Origin of the sequence: Geodermatophilus marinus (genome assembly GCF_003428645.1) — a bacterium.
In the GTDB taxonomy this organism is placed as follows: domain Bacteria; phylum Actinomycetota; class Actinomycetes; order Mycobacteriales; family Geodermatophilaceae; genus Geodermatophilus.
In genome coordinates this window covers 25,002-40,566 of record NZ_QVQH01000027.1, presented here as the reverse complement: position 1 = coordinate 40,566, position 15,565 = coordinate 25,002, and the positions used below count along the sequence as shown (strand labels likewise).

At 74.2% G+C, this 15,565-nt stretch carries 14 protein-coding genes; 7 read left to right on the top strand and 7 right to left on the bottom strand.

Annotated features, from left to right (window positions below):
* Window positions 1-146 precede the first annotated feature (146 nt).
* Together ilvN and ilvC are read left to right on the top strand one after the other, a co-directional pair.
* On the top strand, window positions 147-686 hold the full coding sequence (ilvN, locus tag D0Z06_RS21185) for an acetolactate synthase small subunit (RefSeq protein ID WP_117379527.1): 540 nt from the start codon (window positions 147-149) through the stop codon (window positions 684-686).
* 89 nt (window positions 687-775) lie between these two features.
* Window positions 776-1,804 (top strand): ketol-acid reductoisomerase, encoded by a 1,029-nt coding sequence (gene ilvC / locus D0Z06_RS21180; protein ID WP_117379526.1) that lies wholly within the window; start codon window positions 776-778, stop codon window positions 1,802-1,804.
* Window positions 1,805-2,012: 208 nt separating this feature from the next.
* On the opposite strand, the gene D0Z06_RS26985 is transcribed toward ilvC, so the two are convergent.
* The 3 genes from D0Z06_RS26985 to D0Z06_RS25940 all read right to left on the bottom strand — a co-directional run bounded on the left by D0Z06_RS26985 (window position 2,013) and on the right by D0Z06_RS25940 (window position 4,286).
* Complete coding sequence (locus tag D0Z06_RS26985) at window positions 2,013-2,726, bottom strand: DUF805 domain-containing protein (protein ID WP_199522461.1); 714 nt, start codon at window positions 2,724-2,726, stop codon at window positions 2,013-2,015.
* Window positions 2,727-2,922: 196 nt separating this feature from the next.
* Complete coding sequence (locus D0Z06_RS21165) at window positions 2,923-3,384, bottom strand: hypothetical protein (protein ID WP_117379523.1); 462 nt, start codon at window positions 3,382-3,384, stop codon at window positions 2,923-2,925.
* A 56-nt stretch (window positions 3,385-3,440) separates the two neighbouring features.
* Window positions 3,441-4,286 carry a hypothetical protein gene (locus D0Z06_RS25940; RefSeq protein ID WP_199522460.1) on the bottom strand — a complete coding sequence of 282 codons (846 nt, stop codon included), beginning with the start codon at window positions 4,284-4,286 and terminating at the stop codon, window positions 3,441-3,443.
* Between the two features lie 185 nt (window positions 4,287-4,471).
* Between D0Z06_RS25940 and serA the strand changes: the two genes are divergently transcribed.
* Both serA and D0Z06_RS21150 read left to right on the top strand, forming a co-directional pair.
* Complete coding sequence (gene serA / locus D0Z06_RS21155) at window positions 4,472-6,073, top strand: phosphoglycerate dehydrogenase (RefSeq protein ID WP_117379522.1); 1,602 nt, start codon at window positions 4,472-4,474, stop codon at window positions 6,071-6,073.
* Window positions 6,074-6,089: 16 nt separating this feature from the next.
* Entirely contained in the window at window positions 6,090-7,112 is a 1,023-nt protein-coding gene (locus tag D0Z06_RS21150) for a 3-isopropylmalate dehydrogenase (protein ID WP_117379521.1), read from the top strand.
* A gap of 123 nt (window positions 7,113-7,235) precedes the next feature.
* On the opposite strand, the gene D0Z06_RS21145 is transcribed toward D0Z06_RS21150, so the two are convergent.
* Both D0Z06_RS21145 and D0Z06_RS21140 read right to left on the bottom strand, forming a co-directional pair.
* A complete protein-coding gene (locus tag D0Z06_RS21145) occupies window positions 7,236-8,216 on the bottom strand; it encodes a phosphotriesterase family protein (protein WP_117379520.1) in 981 nt (326 codons plus the stop codon).
* A 40-nt stretch (window positions 8,217-8,256) separates the two neighbouring features.
* Complete coding sequence (locus tag D0Z06_RS21140) at window positions 8,257-9,780, bottom strand: class I adenylate-forming enzyme family protein (protein WP_233517867.1); 1,524 nt, start codon at window positions 9,778-9,780, stop codon at window positions 8,257-8,259.
* A 286-nt stretch (window positions 9,781-10,066) separates the two neighbouring features.
* Here D0Z06_RS21140 and cimA point away from each other — a divergent pair, with 286 nt between their 5' ends.
* Window positions 10,067-11,665, top strand: a complete 1,599-nt coding sequence (gene cimA / locus D0Z06_RS21135; RefSeq protein ID WP_117379519.1) for a citramalate synthase — start codon at window positions 10,067-10,069, stop codon at window positions 11,663-11,665.
* Window positions 11,666-11,692: 27 nt separating this feature from the next.
* On the opposite strand, the gene D0Z06_RS21130 is transcribed toward cimA, so the two are convergent.
* Window positions 11,693-12,361 (bottom strand): hypothetical protein, encoded by a 669-nt coding sequence (locus tag D0Z06_RS21130; protein ID WP_117379518.1) that lies wholly within the window; start codon window positions 12,359-12,361, stop codon window positions 11,693-11,695.
* 482 nt (window positions 12,362-12,843) lie between these two features.
* On the bottom strand, window positions 12,844-13,212 hold the full coding sequence (locus tag D0Z06_RS21125; protein WP_117379517.1) for a VOC family protein: 369 nt from the start codon (window positions 13,210-13,212) through the stop codon (window positions 12,844-12,846).
* 53 nt (window positions 13,213-13,265) lie between these two features.
* Between D0Z06_RS21125 and D0Z06_RS21120 the strand changes: the two genes are divergently transcribed.
* Both D0Z06_RS21120 and gltX read left to right on the top strand, forming a co-directional pair.
* Window positions 13,266-14,078 (top strand): fumarylacetoacetate hydrolase family protein, encoded by an 813-nt coding sequence (locus tag D0Z06_RS21120; RefSeq protein ID WP_117379516.1) that lies wholly within the window; start codon window positions 13,266-13,268, stop codon window positions 14,076-14,078.
* Window positions 14,075-15,562, top strand: a complete 1,488-nt coding sequence (gltX, locus tag D0Z06_RS21115) for a glutamate--tRNA ligase (RefSeq protein ID WP_117379515.1) — start codon at window positions 14,075-14,077, stop codon at window positions 15,560-15,562. Before D0Z06_RS21120 ends, gltX begins: the two co-directional genes overlap by 4 nt.
* Window positions 15,563-15,565: the final 3 nt, after the last annotated feature.

Below are 15,565 nucleotides of genomic sequence, written 5' to 3'. Positions count from 1 at the left end.
GCTCGGCGCGGGGCCCCGGACGGGGGCCGCCCCCCACCACTCGCTCCGTTGAAGGACCCCCGTTCCCCCCACCCCTCGCAGGCTCGGGGCGGGACCCCGGACGGGGCCACGCCGGGCCGATCGGCCCTGAAAGGAACTAAGGGCACATGACCCGTCACACGCTGTCGGTGCTGGTCGAGAACAAGTCCGGCGTGCTGGCCCGCGTCTCGGCGCTGTTCAGCCGCCGCGGCTTCAACATCGAGTCCCTCGCCGTCGGGCCCACCGAGAACCCCGACCTGTCCCGGATGACGATCGTCGCGGACGCCGAGAGCGCGCCGCTGGAGCAGATCACCAAGCAGCTGAACAAGCTGGTCGAGGTCATCAAGATCGTCGAGCTGGAGTCCCCGGCCGCGGTCGAGCGGGAGCTGCTGCTGGTGAAGGTGCGGGCCCCCATGGCCGACCGCACCCAGGTCCTGCAGACCGCCGAGCTCTTCCGCGCCCGGGTGGTCGACGTCAACACCGACACGGTGACCCTCGAGGCCACCGGCACCCCGGACAAGCTCCAGGCGCTGCTCGCGATCCTGGCCCCCCTCGGCATCAAGGAGATGGCCCAGTCCGGGACCGTCGCCCTCGGGCGGGGGCCGAGGTCGATGTCCGGGTCGACGGCCGGCGCCGGTACCTTGCGCCCGGTCGACCGCACCGCCTGAAGGACCCCGCCCTCCCCACCCCTCGCAGGCTCGGGGCGGGACCTCGGACGGGGCCGCACGCACACCAACCGCAGAAGGAGCACCACCGCATGGCCGCCGAGATCTTCTACGACGACGACGCCGACCTCTCGATCGTCCAGGGGCGGACCGTCGCCGTCCTGGGCTACGGCAGCCAGGGGCACGCGCACGCGCTGTCGCTGCGCGACTCGGGCGTCGACGTCCGCGTCGGGCTGCCGGAGGGGTCGAAGAGCCGCGCCAAGGCCGAGGCCGAGGGCCTGCGGGTCGTGACCCCCGCCGAGGCCGCCGCCGAGGCCGACCTGGTGATGATCCTGGCGCCCGACCACGTGCAGCGGAACCTGTACAAGGAGTCGGTCGAGCCCAACCTGCAGGACGGCGACGCGCTGTTCTTCGGCCACGGCTTCAACATCCGGTTCGGCTACATCAAGCCCCCGACCGGCGTGGACGTCGCCATGGTCGCCCCCAAGGGCCCCGGCCACCTCGTGCGCCGCGAGTTCGAGAACGGCAAGGGCGTGCCCTGCCTCGTCGCCGTCGAGCAGGACGCCAGCGGGCAGGCCCTCCAGCTGGCGCTGTCCTACGCCAAGGCGATCGGGGGCACCCGGGCCGGGGTCATCCGGACGACCTTCGCCGAGGAGACCGAGACCGACCTGTTCGGCGAGCAGGCCGTGCTCTGCGGCGGCGCCAGCGCGCTGATCACCGCGGGCTTCGAGACCCTCACCGAGGCCGGCTACCAGCCCGAGGTCGCCTACTTCGAGTGCCTGCACGAGCTCAAGCTGATCGTCGACCTGATGTACGAGGGCGGCATCGCCAAGCAGCGCTGGTCGGTGTCCGACACCGCCGAGTACGGCGACTACACCTCGGGCCCGAAGGTCATCGACGCCCGGGTCAAGGAGTCGATGAAGGAGGTCCTGGCCGCGATCAAGGACGGCTCGTGGGCCGCCGGCTTCATCGCCGACCAGGACGCCGGTGCGCCGGACTTCAGGCGCCGTCGCGCCGAGGCCGAGGCGCACCCGATCGAGGAGACGGGGCGCAAGCTGCGGGGCCTGATGAGCTGGGTGTCGGCCTCCGACGACTACACCGGCACCGCGGCCCGCGGCTAGGAGGACCCCCGCCCCGGGCCTCGCTCCCGGCCTCGCGATCGGCCTCGCGATCGGCCTCGCGATCGGCCTCGCGATCATGATGTCCGGGGAACGGCACGCCGCGACGACCCCGCGTGTCGGCTCCCGGACTTCGTGATCGCGGCCACGGGACGCGAACGGGCCCCCCACCTCGCGAGGTGGGGGGCCCGTTCGTCGTCCGGGCTCCGGTTCAGTAGGCGCCGGGGCCCCAGCTGCTCGCCGCGTGCTTCGGCGACGGGCCGTACCGGTTGGGGCCGGGCTGGCCCTCCGTCGCCAGGAAGACGATCACGACGATCCCCCCGAAGGGGATCAGGCCGATCAGCAGCCACCAGCCGGACCTGCCGGTGTCGTGCAGACGGCGGACGGCGGCCGCCAGGCTCGGCACGAGGAGGCCGAGGCCCAGCACCAGCGCCAGGAGCGGGAACCCGAGCACCGCGTCGATGATCGACGCGACGATCGAGGCGACGGCGTAGGCGAGGACGAACCACCAGTACTCCGCCCGCCGCGCGCGGCCCGAGAAGTCGGCGTACTTGGCGAGCACGGTGCGCACGGCGTCCACCGGGCTCATCGGGCTCGCGGACGGGACGGGGCCGGCGTACGGCGGGGCCGGGGCGTAACCGGCGGAGCCGTTCCACCCGCCCTGCGGGGCCCCGTGCGCCTGGGTGCCGTAGGGCTGGGCCCCGTGCTGCGGTGCGCCGTACTGCGGGGCGCCGTACTGGGGGGCGCCGTACTGGGGGGCGCCGTACTGGGGGGCGCCGTACTGGGGCGCGCCGTGCTGCGGGGCACCGTACGGGGAGCCGCCGTCCTGCTGCTGGCCGGCTGGGGGCGGTGCGGCACCCCATCCCGCCGGCTGCGACGAGGTCGCGCCACCCTTGGTCAGATCGGGGCCGCTGGGGCTGGACATCTCTGGCTCCTCCACACGTTCGTCACCGCCCGGCTGGCGGCCGGCGACGGAGTGTAGGGGGGCGCAGGCCTCTGCGGGGGCTTTCCGGCGCGGTCCGCGTCGGCGGTGTCCGGCCACCGCGCGGCGGGGCGGAGATGCCCGGCCCCGGACGCCCGTGACCCCCGCGGCCGGGGCGGCGGGGGTCACGGGGAGTGCGTCAGTAGCTGATGCCGCGGGCCGCGTAGTACTGCCGGGCCGCCGGCTGCAGCAGCAGCGCGACCACGATGCCGGGCAGGACGAAGCCGAGCAGGCCGTTGGCGGCCGACCCACCGTCGGACATCAGCGCGACGACCAGCGACAGCAGGTTGATGCCGATCGCCACGTAGCTGATCACCAGCAGCAGCCTCGGCGACTCACCCCGTACCACCCGGATGCCGCCGATCAGCAGACCGACGGAGAGGGCGACCGACAGCAGCACGACCAGGCCGACGAGCGCGCCCAGTTCGAACGCCACGCTCAGCGCGAGGAGGCCGAACAGGGTGCCCAGGCCGCCCCAGACGATGCCGACGACGGCCGCACCGGTGACGACCCCCGGCCGCCGCACCGGGACGGGGTCCCACCCGGGCTGCCGGGGCGGGCGGTCGTCCTTCGAGAAGTCGGGGCCGCTCGGCGTGGACATCGCATTCCTCCGGGGTCGTGGCCGTCCGGCCGGTGACGGGTCGGGCGCGCGGGTGCTCAGCTGCCGCGGCGGGCGCGGTGGGCGGCGAAGTAGGCGGCCGCCTGCTTCATCGAGAGCAGGACGACGATCGCCAGCGCGGCCAGGAAGAACACGAGGCTGGTGATGATCCCGCCCGCCCCGGCCGCGCTCGAGTCGGACAGGTTGCCGATCAGGCCGATCGCGGTGAAGGCCAGGGCGATGGAGCCGCCCACCAGGAGCATCACCCGGCTGCGCCCGGTCAGCGCGCGCACCGACCCCCAGATCATGACGACGGTCCACACCAGGGCGATGAGGCCGATGACCAGGGCGATCCCGGCCAGCGCGCCCGCGACGCCCTCGAACCCCGGCAGCTCCGCCTCGAAGTCGTCACCGGCGCTGCCGAACACCGCGCCGGCGAAGATGAACACCAGGCTGAACAGCGCGCCGATCGCCCCGAAGACGAACCCGAGCACCGCGGCGGTGACGACGCCGCCCGGCTTGGCCGGGGCGCCCGACCGGCCGTACTGGCCGTAGGCGGGCTGCTGGCCGTACCCCTGCTCGTACCCCTGGCCGTACTGCTGGGCGTACGGCTGCCCGTAGCCGGGCTGGTCGTGGCCCTGCTGGCCGTACTGCTGGCCGTACTGCTGCCCGTAGCCCGGTTGCTGGCCGTAGCCCTGCTGCCCGTAGCCCGGCTGCTGGCCGTAGCCCTGCTGCCCGTAGCCCGGCTGCCCGTGGCCCGGCTGGTCCTGGCCCGGCTGGTCGTACTGCTGACCCTCGCCCCAGGCCTGGCCGTACTGCTGCGGCTGGCCGGGCTGCTCGCCGTAGGACGGCTGACCGCGCTGGCCGCTCGCGCTCGACCCGTGCTCGTTGTCGCTGCTGCTCATGGTCCCCTCCGCAAGGCGCCGGCCCTCCGCCGACTCTGCGCGCGCCAGGATCGGGGAGGTCGCCCCCCGCGGCAAGCACACCCCACCCTTCGGCGGGGGGTTGCGCCGCGGAGCCGCCCAGGCGCGGAGCGTGCGCCCCGGGGCTCCACCGGGCGCCGCACGCGCCCGCCCTAGGCTGTGGTCCCGTGACCACGAGCGCCCCCGTCGTCCTGATCGCCGAGAAACTGGCCCCGAGCGTGCTGGAGGTGCTCGGCGGGGACGTCGACATCCGCCACGTGGACGGCGCCGACCGCGCGGCGCTCCTGCCCGCGCTGGCCGACGCGGCCGCGGTCATGATCCGCAGCGCGACCCGGATCGACGCCGAGGCCCTCGCCGCGGCGCCGAACCTCAAGGTCGTCGCCCGCGCCGGCATCGGCCTGGACAACGTCGACGTCGCGGCGGCCACCGAGCGCGGCGTCATGGTGGTCAACGCGCCGACGTCGAACATCGTGAGCGCCGCCGAGCACGCCGTCGCCCTGCTGCTGGCCGCCGCCCGGCAGATCCCGGCCGCGGACGCCTCGCTGCGCCAGGGCGCGTGGAAGCGCTCGGCGTTCATGGGTGTCGAGGTCACCGACAAGGTCGTCGGCGTCGTGGGGCTGGGCCGCATCGGGCAGCTGGTGGCCCAGCGGCTGGCCGCCTTCGGCGTCACGCTGATCGCCTACGACCCCTACATCCAACCCGGGCGCGCGGCCGGGCTCGGCGTCCGCATGGTGTCGCTGGAGGAGCTGCTGCGCGAGGCCGACTTCATCTCCGTCCACCTGCCGAAGACCCCGGAGACCCTCGGGCTGATCGGCGCCGCCGAGCTGGCCACCACCAAGCGCGGGGTCATCGTCGTCAACGCCGCCCGAGGTGGTCTGGTCGACGAGGCCGCGCTGGCCGACGCGCTGCGCTCGGGCCAGGTCGGGGCGGCCGGCCTCGACGTGTTCGCCACCGAGCCGTGCACCGACAGCCCGCTGTTCGGGCTGCCCAACACCGTGGTCACCCCCCACCTGGGCGCCTCCACGACCGAGGCCCAGGACAAGGCCGGCACCGCGGTCGCGCACTCGGTGCGGCTGGCCCTGCAGGGCGAGTTCGTCCCCGACGCGGTCAACGTGCAGGCGGGCGGCGTCGTCGCCGAGGACGTGCGGCCGGGTCTGCCGCTGGCCGAGAAGCTGGGCCGGGTCTTCACCGCGGTGGCCGGTGGCCTGGCGCAGTCCCTGACCGTCGACGTCCGCGGCAAGATCGCCGAGTTCGACGCCTCGGTGGTGCAGCTGGCCGCGCTCAAGGGGGTGTTCTCCGACGTCGTCGAGGAGCAGGTCACCTACGTCAACGCCCCGCTGTTCGCCGAGCAGCGCGGCCTCGAGGTCGGCATGACCAGCGACCTGGAGAGCCCCGACTACCGCAACCTCGTCCGGCTGCACGGCGCGATGGCCGACGGCACCGAGGTGACCGTCTCCGGGACGCTCTTCGGCAAGAACCAGGTCCCCAAGCTGGTCTGCGTCAACGGCTTCGACATGGACCTCGACCCCACCGGTTACCTGCTGTTCTTCGTCTACACCGACCGGCCGGGCGTGGTGGGCACCGTCGGCGCGGCGCTGGGGGAGGCCCGGGTCAACATCGCCGGGGCGCAGGTCAGCCGCTCCACCCGCGGCGGCGAGGCGCTCATGGCGGTGACCGTGGACAGCCGGGTCCCGGCCGAGCTGCTCGCCGACATCGCCGGCCGCATCGGCGCGCGCGAGGCCCGCTCCGCGGACCTCACCGACGGCTGACCTAGGGTCTGGTCCCATGCGCCTGGCAGTGATCCCCGGAGACGGCATCGGCCCGGAGGTGGTGGCCGAGGGCCTCAAGGTCCTCCGCGAGGTGGCCCCCGAGGTGGAGAGCACCCCGTACGACCTCGGCGCCCAGCGCTGGCAGCGGACCGGTGAGCTGCTGCCCGACAGCGTGCTCGAGGAGCTGCGCGGGCACGACGCGATCCTGCTCGGCGCGATCGGCGACCCCGGGGTGCCGCCGGGCATCCTCGAGCGCGGCCTGCTCCTGCGGCTGCGCTTCGAGCTCGACCACCACGTGAACCTGCGCCCGGCCCGGCTGTTCGACGGCGTCCGCAGCCCGCTGGCCGACCCCGGGCCGATCGACATGCTCTGCGTGCGCGAGGGCACCGAGGGGCCCTACGTGGGCAACGGCGGCGTGCTGCGCAAGGACACCCCGCAGGAGGTCGCCACCGAGGTCAGCCTCAACACCGCCTTCGGCGTGGAGCGCGTCGTCCGGTACGCCTTCGAGCGGGCGCTGGCCCGGCCGCGGCGGCACCTGACCCTCATCCACAAGACCAACGTGCTCACCCACGCCGGGTCGCTGTGGTCGCGGGTGGTCGAGGAGGTGTCCGCGGAGTTCCCCGACGTCACCGTGGCCTACCAGCACGTCGACGCGGCGACGATGTTCTTCATCACCGACCCCGGCCGTTACGACGTCATCGTCACCGACAACCTCTTCGGCGACATCGTCACCGACGTCGCCGCCGCGGTGACCGGGGGCATCGGACTGGCCGCCAGCGGCAACCTGGACGCCTCGGGCACCAACCCGAGCATGTTCGAGCCGGTGCACGGGTCGGCGCCCGACATCGCCGGCACCGGCGTCGCCGACCCGACGGCGACCGTGCTCTCGGTCGGGCTGCTGCTCGAGCACCTCGGCCACGCCGACCTGGCGAAGAAGGTCAACGCGGCGGTCGCCTTCGACCTCTCCACGCGGGACCCGCAGGGTCCCGTGCGCACCCGGGAGGTCGGTGACCGCCTGGCCGCGCTCGCCGGCGGCTGAGCGAGGACCCCGTCCTCCCCACCCCTCGCTCCGCTCGGGGCGGTGCCCTGGACGGGGCCACGGTGAGCCAGGAACCCCGACGGTGAGCCCGGACCTCCGACGGTCAGCCCGGACGGGTGCGGGTCACTCGAAGTAGCGCCGGGGCGTGTCGACGAGCATCTGCCGGATCTGCTCCTCGGTGACCCCGTGCTCGCGCAGCGCCGGCAGGACGTCCTTGCTGATGTGCGTGAAGTTCCAGTTCGGCTGGACCTGCTGGAACGCCGCACGGGCCGCCGGGTCGGGGAAGTAGTCGATGAAGCAGCTGGCGTCGTGCGCGAGCACCATGCGATCGGCGTACCCGCGCTCGGCCAGCGCCACGATCGTGGCCACCCGGGCGTCCGTCGGGTTGTAGATGTCCAGGCCGAACCGGTCCATGCCGAGCAGGCAGCCGGCGTCGGCCAGGCCGGTCAGGTAGTCGAGGTCGTTGCTGTCCCCGGCGTGCCCGATGACCACCTTGGTGAGGTCGACCCCCTCCTCACCGAGCACCTGCACGGCCAGCCGGCCCGCCTGGGTGTGCGAGGCGGTGTGCACGGTGATCGGCGCCCCGGTGGCGCGGTGGGTGGCCGCGCAGGCCCGCAGGGTGCGCTCGACGCCCGGGGTCAGGCCCTTGACCTCGACCACGCACTTGAGGAACGCCGCCCGCACCCCCGTGTCGGCGATGCCGTCGCGGATGTCGCGGGTGAAGTCGTCGACCATGGGGTCGGTGGGCAGGTCGAGGGCGAGACCGGGCCCGCGGTGCTCGTACTGGTGCGGGATCTCGTCGTACGTGTAGAGCCCCGTGGCGACGACGATGTTGATGTCGGTCTGCTCGGCGACCCGCTGCACCCGCGGGATGTAGCGGCCCAGGCCCCACACCGTCGGGTCGACGATCGTGTCGATGCCCAGGGTCTTCAGCTCGTCCAGCTTGTCCACGGCGTCGGCGACGCGCTCGTCCTCGTCCCACCAGGCTCCCGCACCGTAGTTCTGCAGGTGCTCGGTCGAGACGACGAACACGTGCTCGTGCATGAGGGTCGCGCCGAGCTCGGCGGTGTCGATCGGGCCACGGACGGTCTCGACGGTGGGCACGGGTCTCCTCGGGGTCGTCGGTCGGGGACGGGGTGGGGGCTCAGCGGACCGGCTGCCAGTCGCCCTGCTCGCGCAGCGGTGGCTTGAGGACCTTGCCGCCGGGGTTGCGGGGCAGCGGCTCGCTGCGGATCGACAGGTACTGCGGCACCTTGAAGTCGGCCAGCCGCTCGCGGGCGAAGGCGAGCAGGTCCGGCGCGTCGACCTGCCGGCCCGGCAGGGGGACGACGACGGCGCCCACCTTCTCGCCCATCATCGGGTCGGCCACGCCGACGACCGCGACCTCGCCCACCGCCGGGTGCGCGGCGAGGGCGTTCTCCACCTCGACGCAGTACACGTTCTCCCCGCCGCGGTTGATCATGTCCTTCTTGCGGTCGACGACGTGCACGAGCCCCGACTCGTCGATGCGGGCGAGGTCGCCGCTGTGCAGCCAGCCGTCGACGAAGGTCTCCGCCGTCTGCTCGGGCTTGCGCCAGTAGCCGGCGACGACGTTCGGGCCGCGGATCAGCAGCTCGCCGACGCCGGTCCGCGGGTCGGGGTCGGCGAGGTCGAGGTCGACCACCGGGGCCGCGAAGCCGACCGAGTCGGCGTGCTCGGCGGCGTACTCGTCGGGCAGGTACGTCGACACCGAGGAGGTCTCTGTGAGCCCGAAGCCGTTGCCCACGCGCGCGGTCGGGAACGCCGCCTTGATGCGGTGCACGAGGTCGGGAGCGATCGGCGCCCCGCCGTAGCTCAGCGCCCGCACCGACGAGGTGTCGACCTCGGCGAACTCCGGCTGCTGCAGCGCCAGCCAGTAGATCGCCGGCACCGTCGTGAGCACGTCGACGCGCTCGTCGGCGATGGCGCGCAGGAAGGCGTGCACCTCGAACACCGGCATGACCACCGCCCGCCCGGCGACCGCCGTGACCACCAGCAGCTGCGAGTTGCAGCCGGTGACGTGGAACAGCGGCACGGAGACGAGGGTGGTCAGCCGCTGGTCGCGGTCGAGGGACAGGCAGCGCAGGCAGGTCTCGACGTTGGACAGGAAGTTCTCGTGGGTGGTCATCGCACCCTTGGGGAAGCCGGTGGTCCCGCTGGTGTAGAAGATCGCCGCCAGGTCGGTGTGCCCCTGGTCGGTGACCTCCACCGGCTCGCCGTCGGGCAGCGCGGCCCCGGGCTCGACGACGTACGCGGCGCCGGAGTCCTCGACGACGTAGCGGACCTCGGGCTCGGCGAAGCGGGTGTTCACCGGGACGGCGACCGCGCCGGCGAGCAGCGTGCCCCAGAACGCGACCACCCAGTCGGTGCCGTTGCCCAGCCGGTTGGCGACCCGGTCGCCCGGCTGCACGCCCAGCGCCCGCAGCCCTCCGGCGACCCGCGCGGCGCGGTCCCACAGCTGCCGGTAGGTCACCCGCTCGCCGCCGAGCTCCATCAGCGCCTCGGCGTCGGGGTGGGCCTCGACGGCCGCGCGCAGCATCACCGTCAGGTTCCGGGGCAGCCCGGTGTAGCGCCGGACGCCGTCGGGGCCGACCTCGGTGCCGCTGCGGTCGTAGGGGTAGGGCCGCGTACGAGCGGCGGTACCGGTCACCCGCGCCTCCCGGTGGGACGTCGTCGTCTCCGAGCCTGCGTGCGGAGTGTGTCGGGCCGCACCCTGCGTGTCCACCGCAGGGCGCGGCGTCGCGGCTGTCGATCCCGGCGCCCGCCCGTGCTTTACTCGACGGCGATGCACCCCGCCGCCTCGACCACCAGCGCAGCGCTGATCACCGCAGCGCTCATTATCGCGTAGCGCGCAGTCACCTCCCCGACTGCGCGCAGACCTCCCGTACCCGGGGGGTCTTTTTCGTGTTCGGGCCGCCCCACCCGCAGGAGATCCGATGCCCACCGCGCTCGAGTCCACCCCGCTCGACTTCCACGTCTTCGACACGACCCTGCGCGACGGCGCGCAGCGCGAGGGCGTGAGCTACTCCGTCGCCGACAAGCTGGCCGTCGCCCGGCTGCTCGACGAGATCGGCGTCGGGTACATCGAGGGCGGCTGGCCGGGGGCGCTGCCGAAGGACACCGAGTTCTTCGCCCGCGCCCGCGCGGAGCTCACGCTCAAGCACGCCCAGCTGGTCGCCTTCGGCGCCACCCGCAAGGCCGGCGTCCGCGTGGAGGACGACGCCCAGGTGCAGGCGCTCCTGGACGCCGGGACGCCGGTGGTCTGCCTGGTCGCGAAGTCCGACGTCCGGCACGTGCGCGAGGCGCTGCGGACCACGCTCGAGGAGAACCTCGCGATGGTCGCCGACACCGTCGCCCACCTGGTGCGCCACGGCCGGCGGGTGTTCCTCGACTGCGAGCACTTCTTCGACGGCTACGCCGCCGACCCGGACTACGGCGTCCGCGTGCTGGCGGCGGCCTTCGACGCCGGCGCCGAGGTCGGCGTCCTGTGCGACACGAACGGCGGGATGCTGCCCATGGGGGTGGGCCGGGTGGTGGCCGACGTCCGGTCCCGCGTCGACGGCAAGCTGGGCATCCACTGCCAGGACGACACCGGCTGCGCGGTGGCCAACACCCTCGCCGCGGTCGAGGCCGGTGTCACCCACGTGCAGGGGACGGCCAACGGCTACGGCGAGCGGGCCGGCAACGCCGACACGTTCGTGCTCATCGCCAACCTGGTGACCAAGATGGGGCTGCCGGTCGTGCCGGCCGAGTGCCTGCCCGAGCTGCAGCGGGTCAGCCACGCCATCGCCGAGCTGGCCAACATCGCCCCCGACGACCACCAGCCCTTCGTGGGCGCCTCGGCGTTCGCGCACAAGGCCGGCCTGCACGCCAGCGCCATCAAGGTCAGCCCCGAGCTGTACAACCACCTCGACCCGGCCGTGGTCGGCAACGACATGCGCATCCTGGTCACCGAGATGGCCGGCCGGGCCTCCGTCGAGCTCAAGGGCCGCGAGCTCGGCGTCGACCTCGACGGGCACCCCGATGCCATCGCCCGGGTCGTCGACCAGGTCAAGGTCCTCGAGGCCGACGGCTGGTCGTTCGAGGCCGCCGACGCCTCGTTCGAGCTGCTGCTGCGCGCCCAGCTGCCCGACGCCCCGCCCCCGCTGTTCGAGCTGGAGAGCTACCGCACCTCCGTCGAGCACTGGGGCAACGGCGTGGTCGTCAGCGAGGCCACCGTCAAGGTCCACGTCGACGGCGAGCGGATCATCTCCACCGGGGAGGGCAACGGCCCGGTGAACGCCCTGGACAACGCCCTGCGGGCCGCTCTCGTCGCCCGCTACCCCCAGCTGGCCGGGGTCTCCCTGGCCGACTACAAGGTGCGCATCCTCGGCTGGAAGGGCGGCACCAGCGCGACCACCCGCGTGCTCATCGACACCACCGACGGGGTGGGGGAGTGGACGACCGTCGGCGTCCACGACAACGTCGTCGAGGCCTCCTGGCACGCGCTGGTCGACGCGCTGACCTACGCCGTCCGCCACCGCCGCCCGCGCTGACGCCGGCGGGCGGGGCCGCCGGCCGCCTCAGCTGCGGCGGGTGGCCCCGCTGCCGGTCGGGTCGGGCGACGGCGTGGCCCGGTGCTCCCCGGGGTCGGACGGGGCCACGGGCGCCTGGTCGACGACGACGCTCGGCGGGCGCTCGGCGGCCAGCCGCTCGGCCTCCCGCTGGACGGCCCGGCGCTCGGCGTCCCGGACCGCGGCGCGGACGTCCTTCGTCGAGCGGACCGTGAACCGGCCCAGGGCCTGGGCGGCGAGGAAGACGATCAGCACCCCGAGACCCGAGAAGAAGGCCAGCTGCTCGAGCACGGCCAGCGTCTCGTCGGTGGCCGCCGGCGACCCGGCCGCTCCACCCGGCCCGGCCCACAGCTGGCCCACGACCGGCCCGACCACGAACCACGCGCCCCCGGCGCTGGCGAGGTACCCGCCCACCACGCCGACGGCGCGGTTGGCCGTGGTGGCCAGCAGCAGGCCGCCCACGACGGTGGCGAACCCGGGCAGCACCTCCAGCCAGAAGCGGTCGGCGGTCCACGTCCAGGGGTCGTCGGGCGTGTAGGCGAAGTCGAAGTACGGGCCGACGAAGGGGATGAGGGCGCCCCACGCGCCCAGCAGGACCAGCAGCAGCCCGCTGACCGCACCGCGGCTGCGGGCCACGCGCATCCGGCTGGGGCGGTCGGCGGTACGGGGTTCGGCCATGGTGGTCTCCCTGCGCACGAGCGGACGGTGCTGTGCCCGTGTGCACTACCCCCGGCGTGGCGCTGCGATGCGGAGCCGGGCGGCACCACCCGGTCGGGGGACGCCGGGGAGCCGGCGCACGGCCCGGCGAGCGGAGCGGGCGCACGGCTCAGCGGCGGTGGGGGACGGCACCTGGCCGCTTTGCGCCCGGGAGGAGCGGGGCCCGGAGGGTCCCCGGCGAGCGGAGCGGGCGCACGGCTCGGCGGCGGTGGGGGACGGCACCTGGCCGCGGTGCGCCCGGCAGGAGCGGGGCCCGGAGGGTCCCCGACGAGCGGAGCGGGCGCACGGCTCGGCGGCGGTGGGGGACGGCACCTGGCCGCGGTGCGCCCGGCAGGAGCGGGGCCCGGAGGGTCCCCGACGAGCGGAGCGGGCGCACGGCTCAGCGGCGGTGGGGGACGGCACCTGGCCGCGGTGGGAGGCCGGTAGGCCGACCGACGTCACCGTCACAGCCGGCGGCGCAGCAGGCAGAACGGGTTGCCCTCGGGGTCGGCCAGGACGTGCCAGCTCTCGCTGCCGGTCTGCCCGACGTCCGCGGGCGTCGCCCCGAGGTCCAGCAGCCGCTGGAGCTCGGCGTCCTGGTCCCGGTCGGTGGGGGAGAGGTCCAGGTGCAGCCGCGGCTTCCCCGGCGCCGGGTCGGGGGACGGCGAGAAGACCAGCGTGGGTGCCGGCCCGCCGAAGCCCTCCTCCGGGCCGATCTCCACGGCCCCCTCCTCCCGGGAGAGCACCCGGTACCCGAGGACCCGCGCCCACCACGCGGACAGCCGCTCGGGGTCCCGGCAGTCGATCACGATCTCGCTGAGTCGGCAGGCCACCCCGGAACCGTAGGGCCGCAGCTCGGCCGGTGCGGGTCAGTAGCCTCGACGCCGTGCGCATCGTCCGCTTCGCCTCGCCCTCGGGCATGTCCTTCGGCGTCCTCGACGGGGACGGCCAGGTCGCCCAGATCGAGGGCCACCCCTTCGGCACCATCTCCTTCACCGGCCAGCGGTACGCCCAGGCCGACGTGCGGCTGCTCTCGCCGATCCTGCCGAGCAAGGTGGTGTGCGTCGGCAAGAACTACTCCGCCCACGTGGCGGAGATGAAGACGGGCGACGCGCCGAGCGAGCCGCTGCTGTTCCTCAAGCCGTCCACGGCGGTGATCGGCCCGGGCGACGCCATCCGCATCCCGCCGGGCAGCACGAACGTGCACCACGAGGCCGAGCTGGCCGTCGTCATCGGGGCCCGGGGGGCCCGGCACGTGAGCCCCGAGCAGGTCCCGGCGAGCATCTTCGGCTACACGATCGCCAACGACGTCACCGAGCGGGACATGCAGCGCAACGACGGGCAGTGGACCCGCGCCAAGGGCTTCGACTCCTTCTGCCCGCTCGGCCCGTGGATCGAGACCGACCTGCCCGGCCTGGGCAAGGACCCCGCCGACCTCGAGGTCACCTGCACCGTGGACGGCGAGCTGCGGCAGTCCGGCCGCACCAGCCAGCTGCTGTTCGACGTCCCGACCCTGGTCTCGCACATCTCGCAGGTGATGACGCTGCTGCCCGGGGACGTCGTGCTCACGGGCACCCCGTCGGGGGTCGGTCCCCTGGCACCGGGGCAGCGGGTGGAGGTCACGATCGAGGGCCTGGGCACGCTGACCAACACCGTCGCCGGCGCCGACACCACCTCGACCGCCGGGGGCGCGCGATGACCTCGCCCACGAGCGGCGTGCGCACCCGCTTCTGCCCGTCGCCGACGGGCACCGTGCACGTCGGGCTGCTCCGGACGGCGCTGTTCAACTGGGCGCACGCCCGGCACACCGGCGGCACCTTCGTCGTCCGCATCGAGGACACCGACGCCGCCCGCGACTCGGAGGAGTCCTACCGCCACCTGCTCGACAGCCTGCGCTGGCTGGGCCTGGACTGGGACGAGGGCCCGGAGGTCGGCGGCCCCCACGCCCCCTACCGGCAGTCGCAGCGCCACGAGGTCTACCGCGACGTCGCGGCGAAGCTGCTGGCCGCCGGGCACGCCTACGAGTCGTTCTCGACCAACGAGGAGGTCGAGGCGCGCCGGCTGGCCGCGGGGCAGGACCCCAAGCTCGGCTACGACAACGCCGACCGCTTCCTCACCGACGAGCAGAAGGCCGCCTTCCGGGCCGAGGGCCGCGAGCCGGTGCTGCGGCTGCGGATGCCCGACGAGGACCTCGCCTGGACCGACCTGGTGCGCGGCGAGGTGCGGTTCGCGGCGGGGTCGGTGCCCGACTTCGTCGTCGTCCGGGCCAACGGGGTGCCGCTGTACCCCTTCGTGAACCCGGTCGACGACGCGCTCATGGGCATCACCGACGTCCTGCGGGGGGAGGACCTGCTGCCCTCCACGCCCCGGCAGCTGGCGCTCTACGCGGCGCTGCAGGACATCGGCGTGGCGTCCGGCGCCCCGCGGTTCGGCCACCTGCCCTACGTGACCGGTGAGGGCAGCAAGAAGCTGTCCAAGCGGGACCCGCAGTCCAACGTCGACGTCTACCGGCAGCGAGGGTTCGTCCCCGAGGGCTTCGCCAACTACCTGGCGCTGCTCGGCTGGGCCATCGCCGAGGACCGCGACGTGTTCTCGACGGCCGAGCTGGCCGAGGCCTTCGACGTCACCCGGGTCAGCGCGAACCCGGCCCGCTTCGACCTGAAGAAGGCCGAGGCGATCAACGCCACGCACCTGCGTGCGCTGCCGGTCGGGGAGTTCGTCACCCGGGTCGTCCCGTTCCTGGCCGGTGCGGGGCTGGTCGCCGACCCGCCCACCCCGGAGCAGGAGCGGCTGCTGCGGGCGATCGCGCCCTTGGTGCAGGAGCGGGTGGTGGTGCTCTCCGACGCCGTCGAGCTGCTGCGGTTCCTGTTCGTGGAGGACGTCGAGATCGACCCGGCCGCCGCGGCCAAGCAGCTGTCCGGGCCCGAGGCGGCCGAGGTCCTCGACGCGGCGGCCGCGGCCCTGCGCGACCTGGGGGACTGGACCACCGAGGCCGTCGAGGCCGCGCTCAGGACGGCCCTGGTCGACGGGCTCGGGCGCAAGCCCCGCCAGGCGTTCGGGCCGGTACGGGTCGCGGTGAGCGGCCGCACGGTGTCCCCGCCGCTGTACGAGTCGATCGAGCTGCTCGGTCGGGAGCGCACGCTGGCCCGGCTGGCGGCGGCGCGGGCCGCGGTGCCGGGGTGACAC

Bases quoted from the DNA above. Each gene is read 5' to 3' on its own strand.
- cimA (WP_117379519.1), top strand. From the start codon at position 10,067: ATGCCCACCGCGCTCGAGTCCACCCCGCTCGACTTCCACGTCTTCGAC.
- gltX (WP_117379515.1), top strand. From the start codon at position 14,075: ATGACCTCGCCCACGAGCGGCGTGCGCACCCGCTTCTGCCCGTCGCCG.
- ilvN (WP_117379527.1), top strand. From the start codon at position 147: ATGACCCGTCACACGCTGTCGGTGCTGGTCGAGAACAAGTCCGGCGTG.
- D0Z06_RS25940 (WP_199522460.1), bottom strand. From the start codon at position 4,286: ATGAGCAGCAGCGACAACGAGCACGGGTCGAGCGCGAGCGGCCAGCGC.
- D0Z06_RS21165 (WP_117379523.1), bottom strand. From the start codon at position 3,384: ATGTCCACGCCGAGCGGCCCCGACTTCTCGAAGGACGACCGCCCGCCC.
- D0Z06_RS21150 (WP_117379521.1), top strand. From the start codon at position 6,090: ATGCGCCTGGCAGTGATCCCCGGAGACGGCATCGGCCCGGAGGTGGTG.
- ilvC (WP_117379526.1), top strand. From the start codon at position 776: ATGGCCGCCGAGATCTTCTACGACGACGACGCCGACCTCTCGATCGTC.
- D0Z06_RS26985 (WP_199522461.1), bottom strand. From the start codon at position 2,726: ATGTCCAGCCCCAGCGGCCCCGATCTGACCAAGGGTGGCGCGACCTCG.
- D0Z06_RS21130 (WP_117379518.1), bottom strand. From the start codon at position 12,361: ATGGCCGAACCCCGTACCGCCGACCGCCCCAGCCGGATGCGCGTGGCC.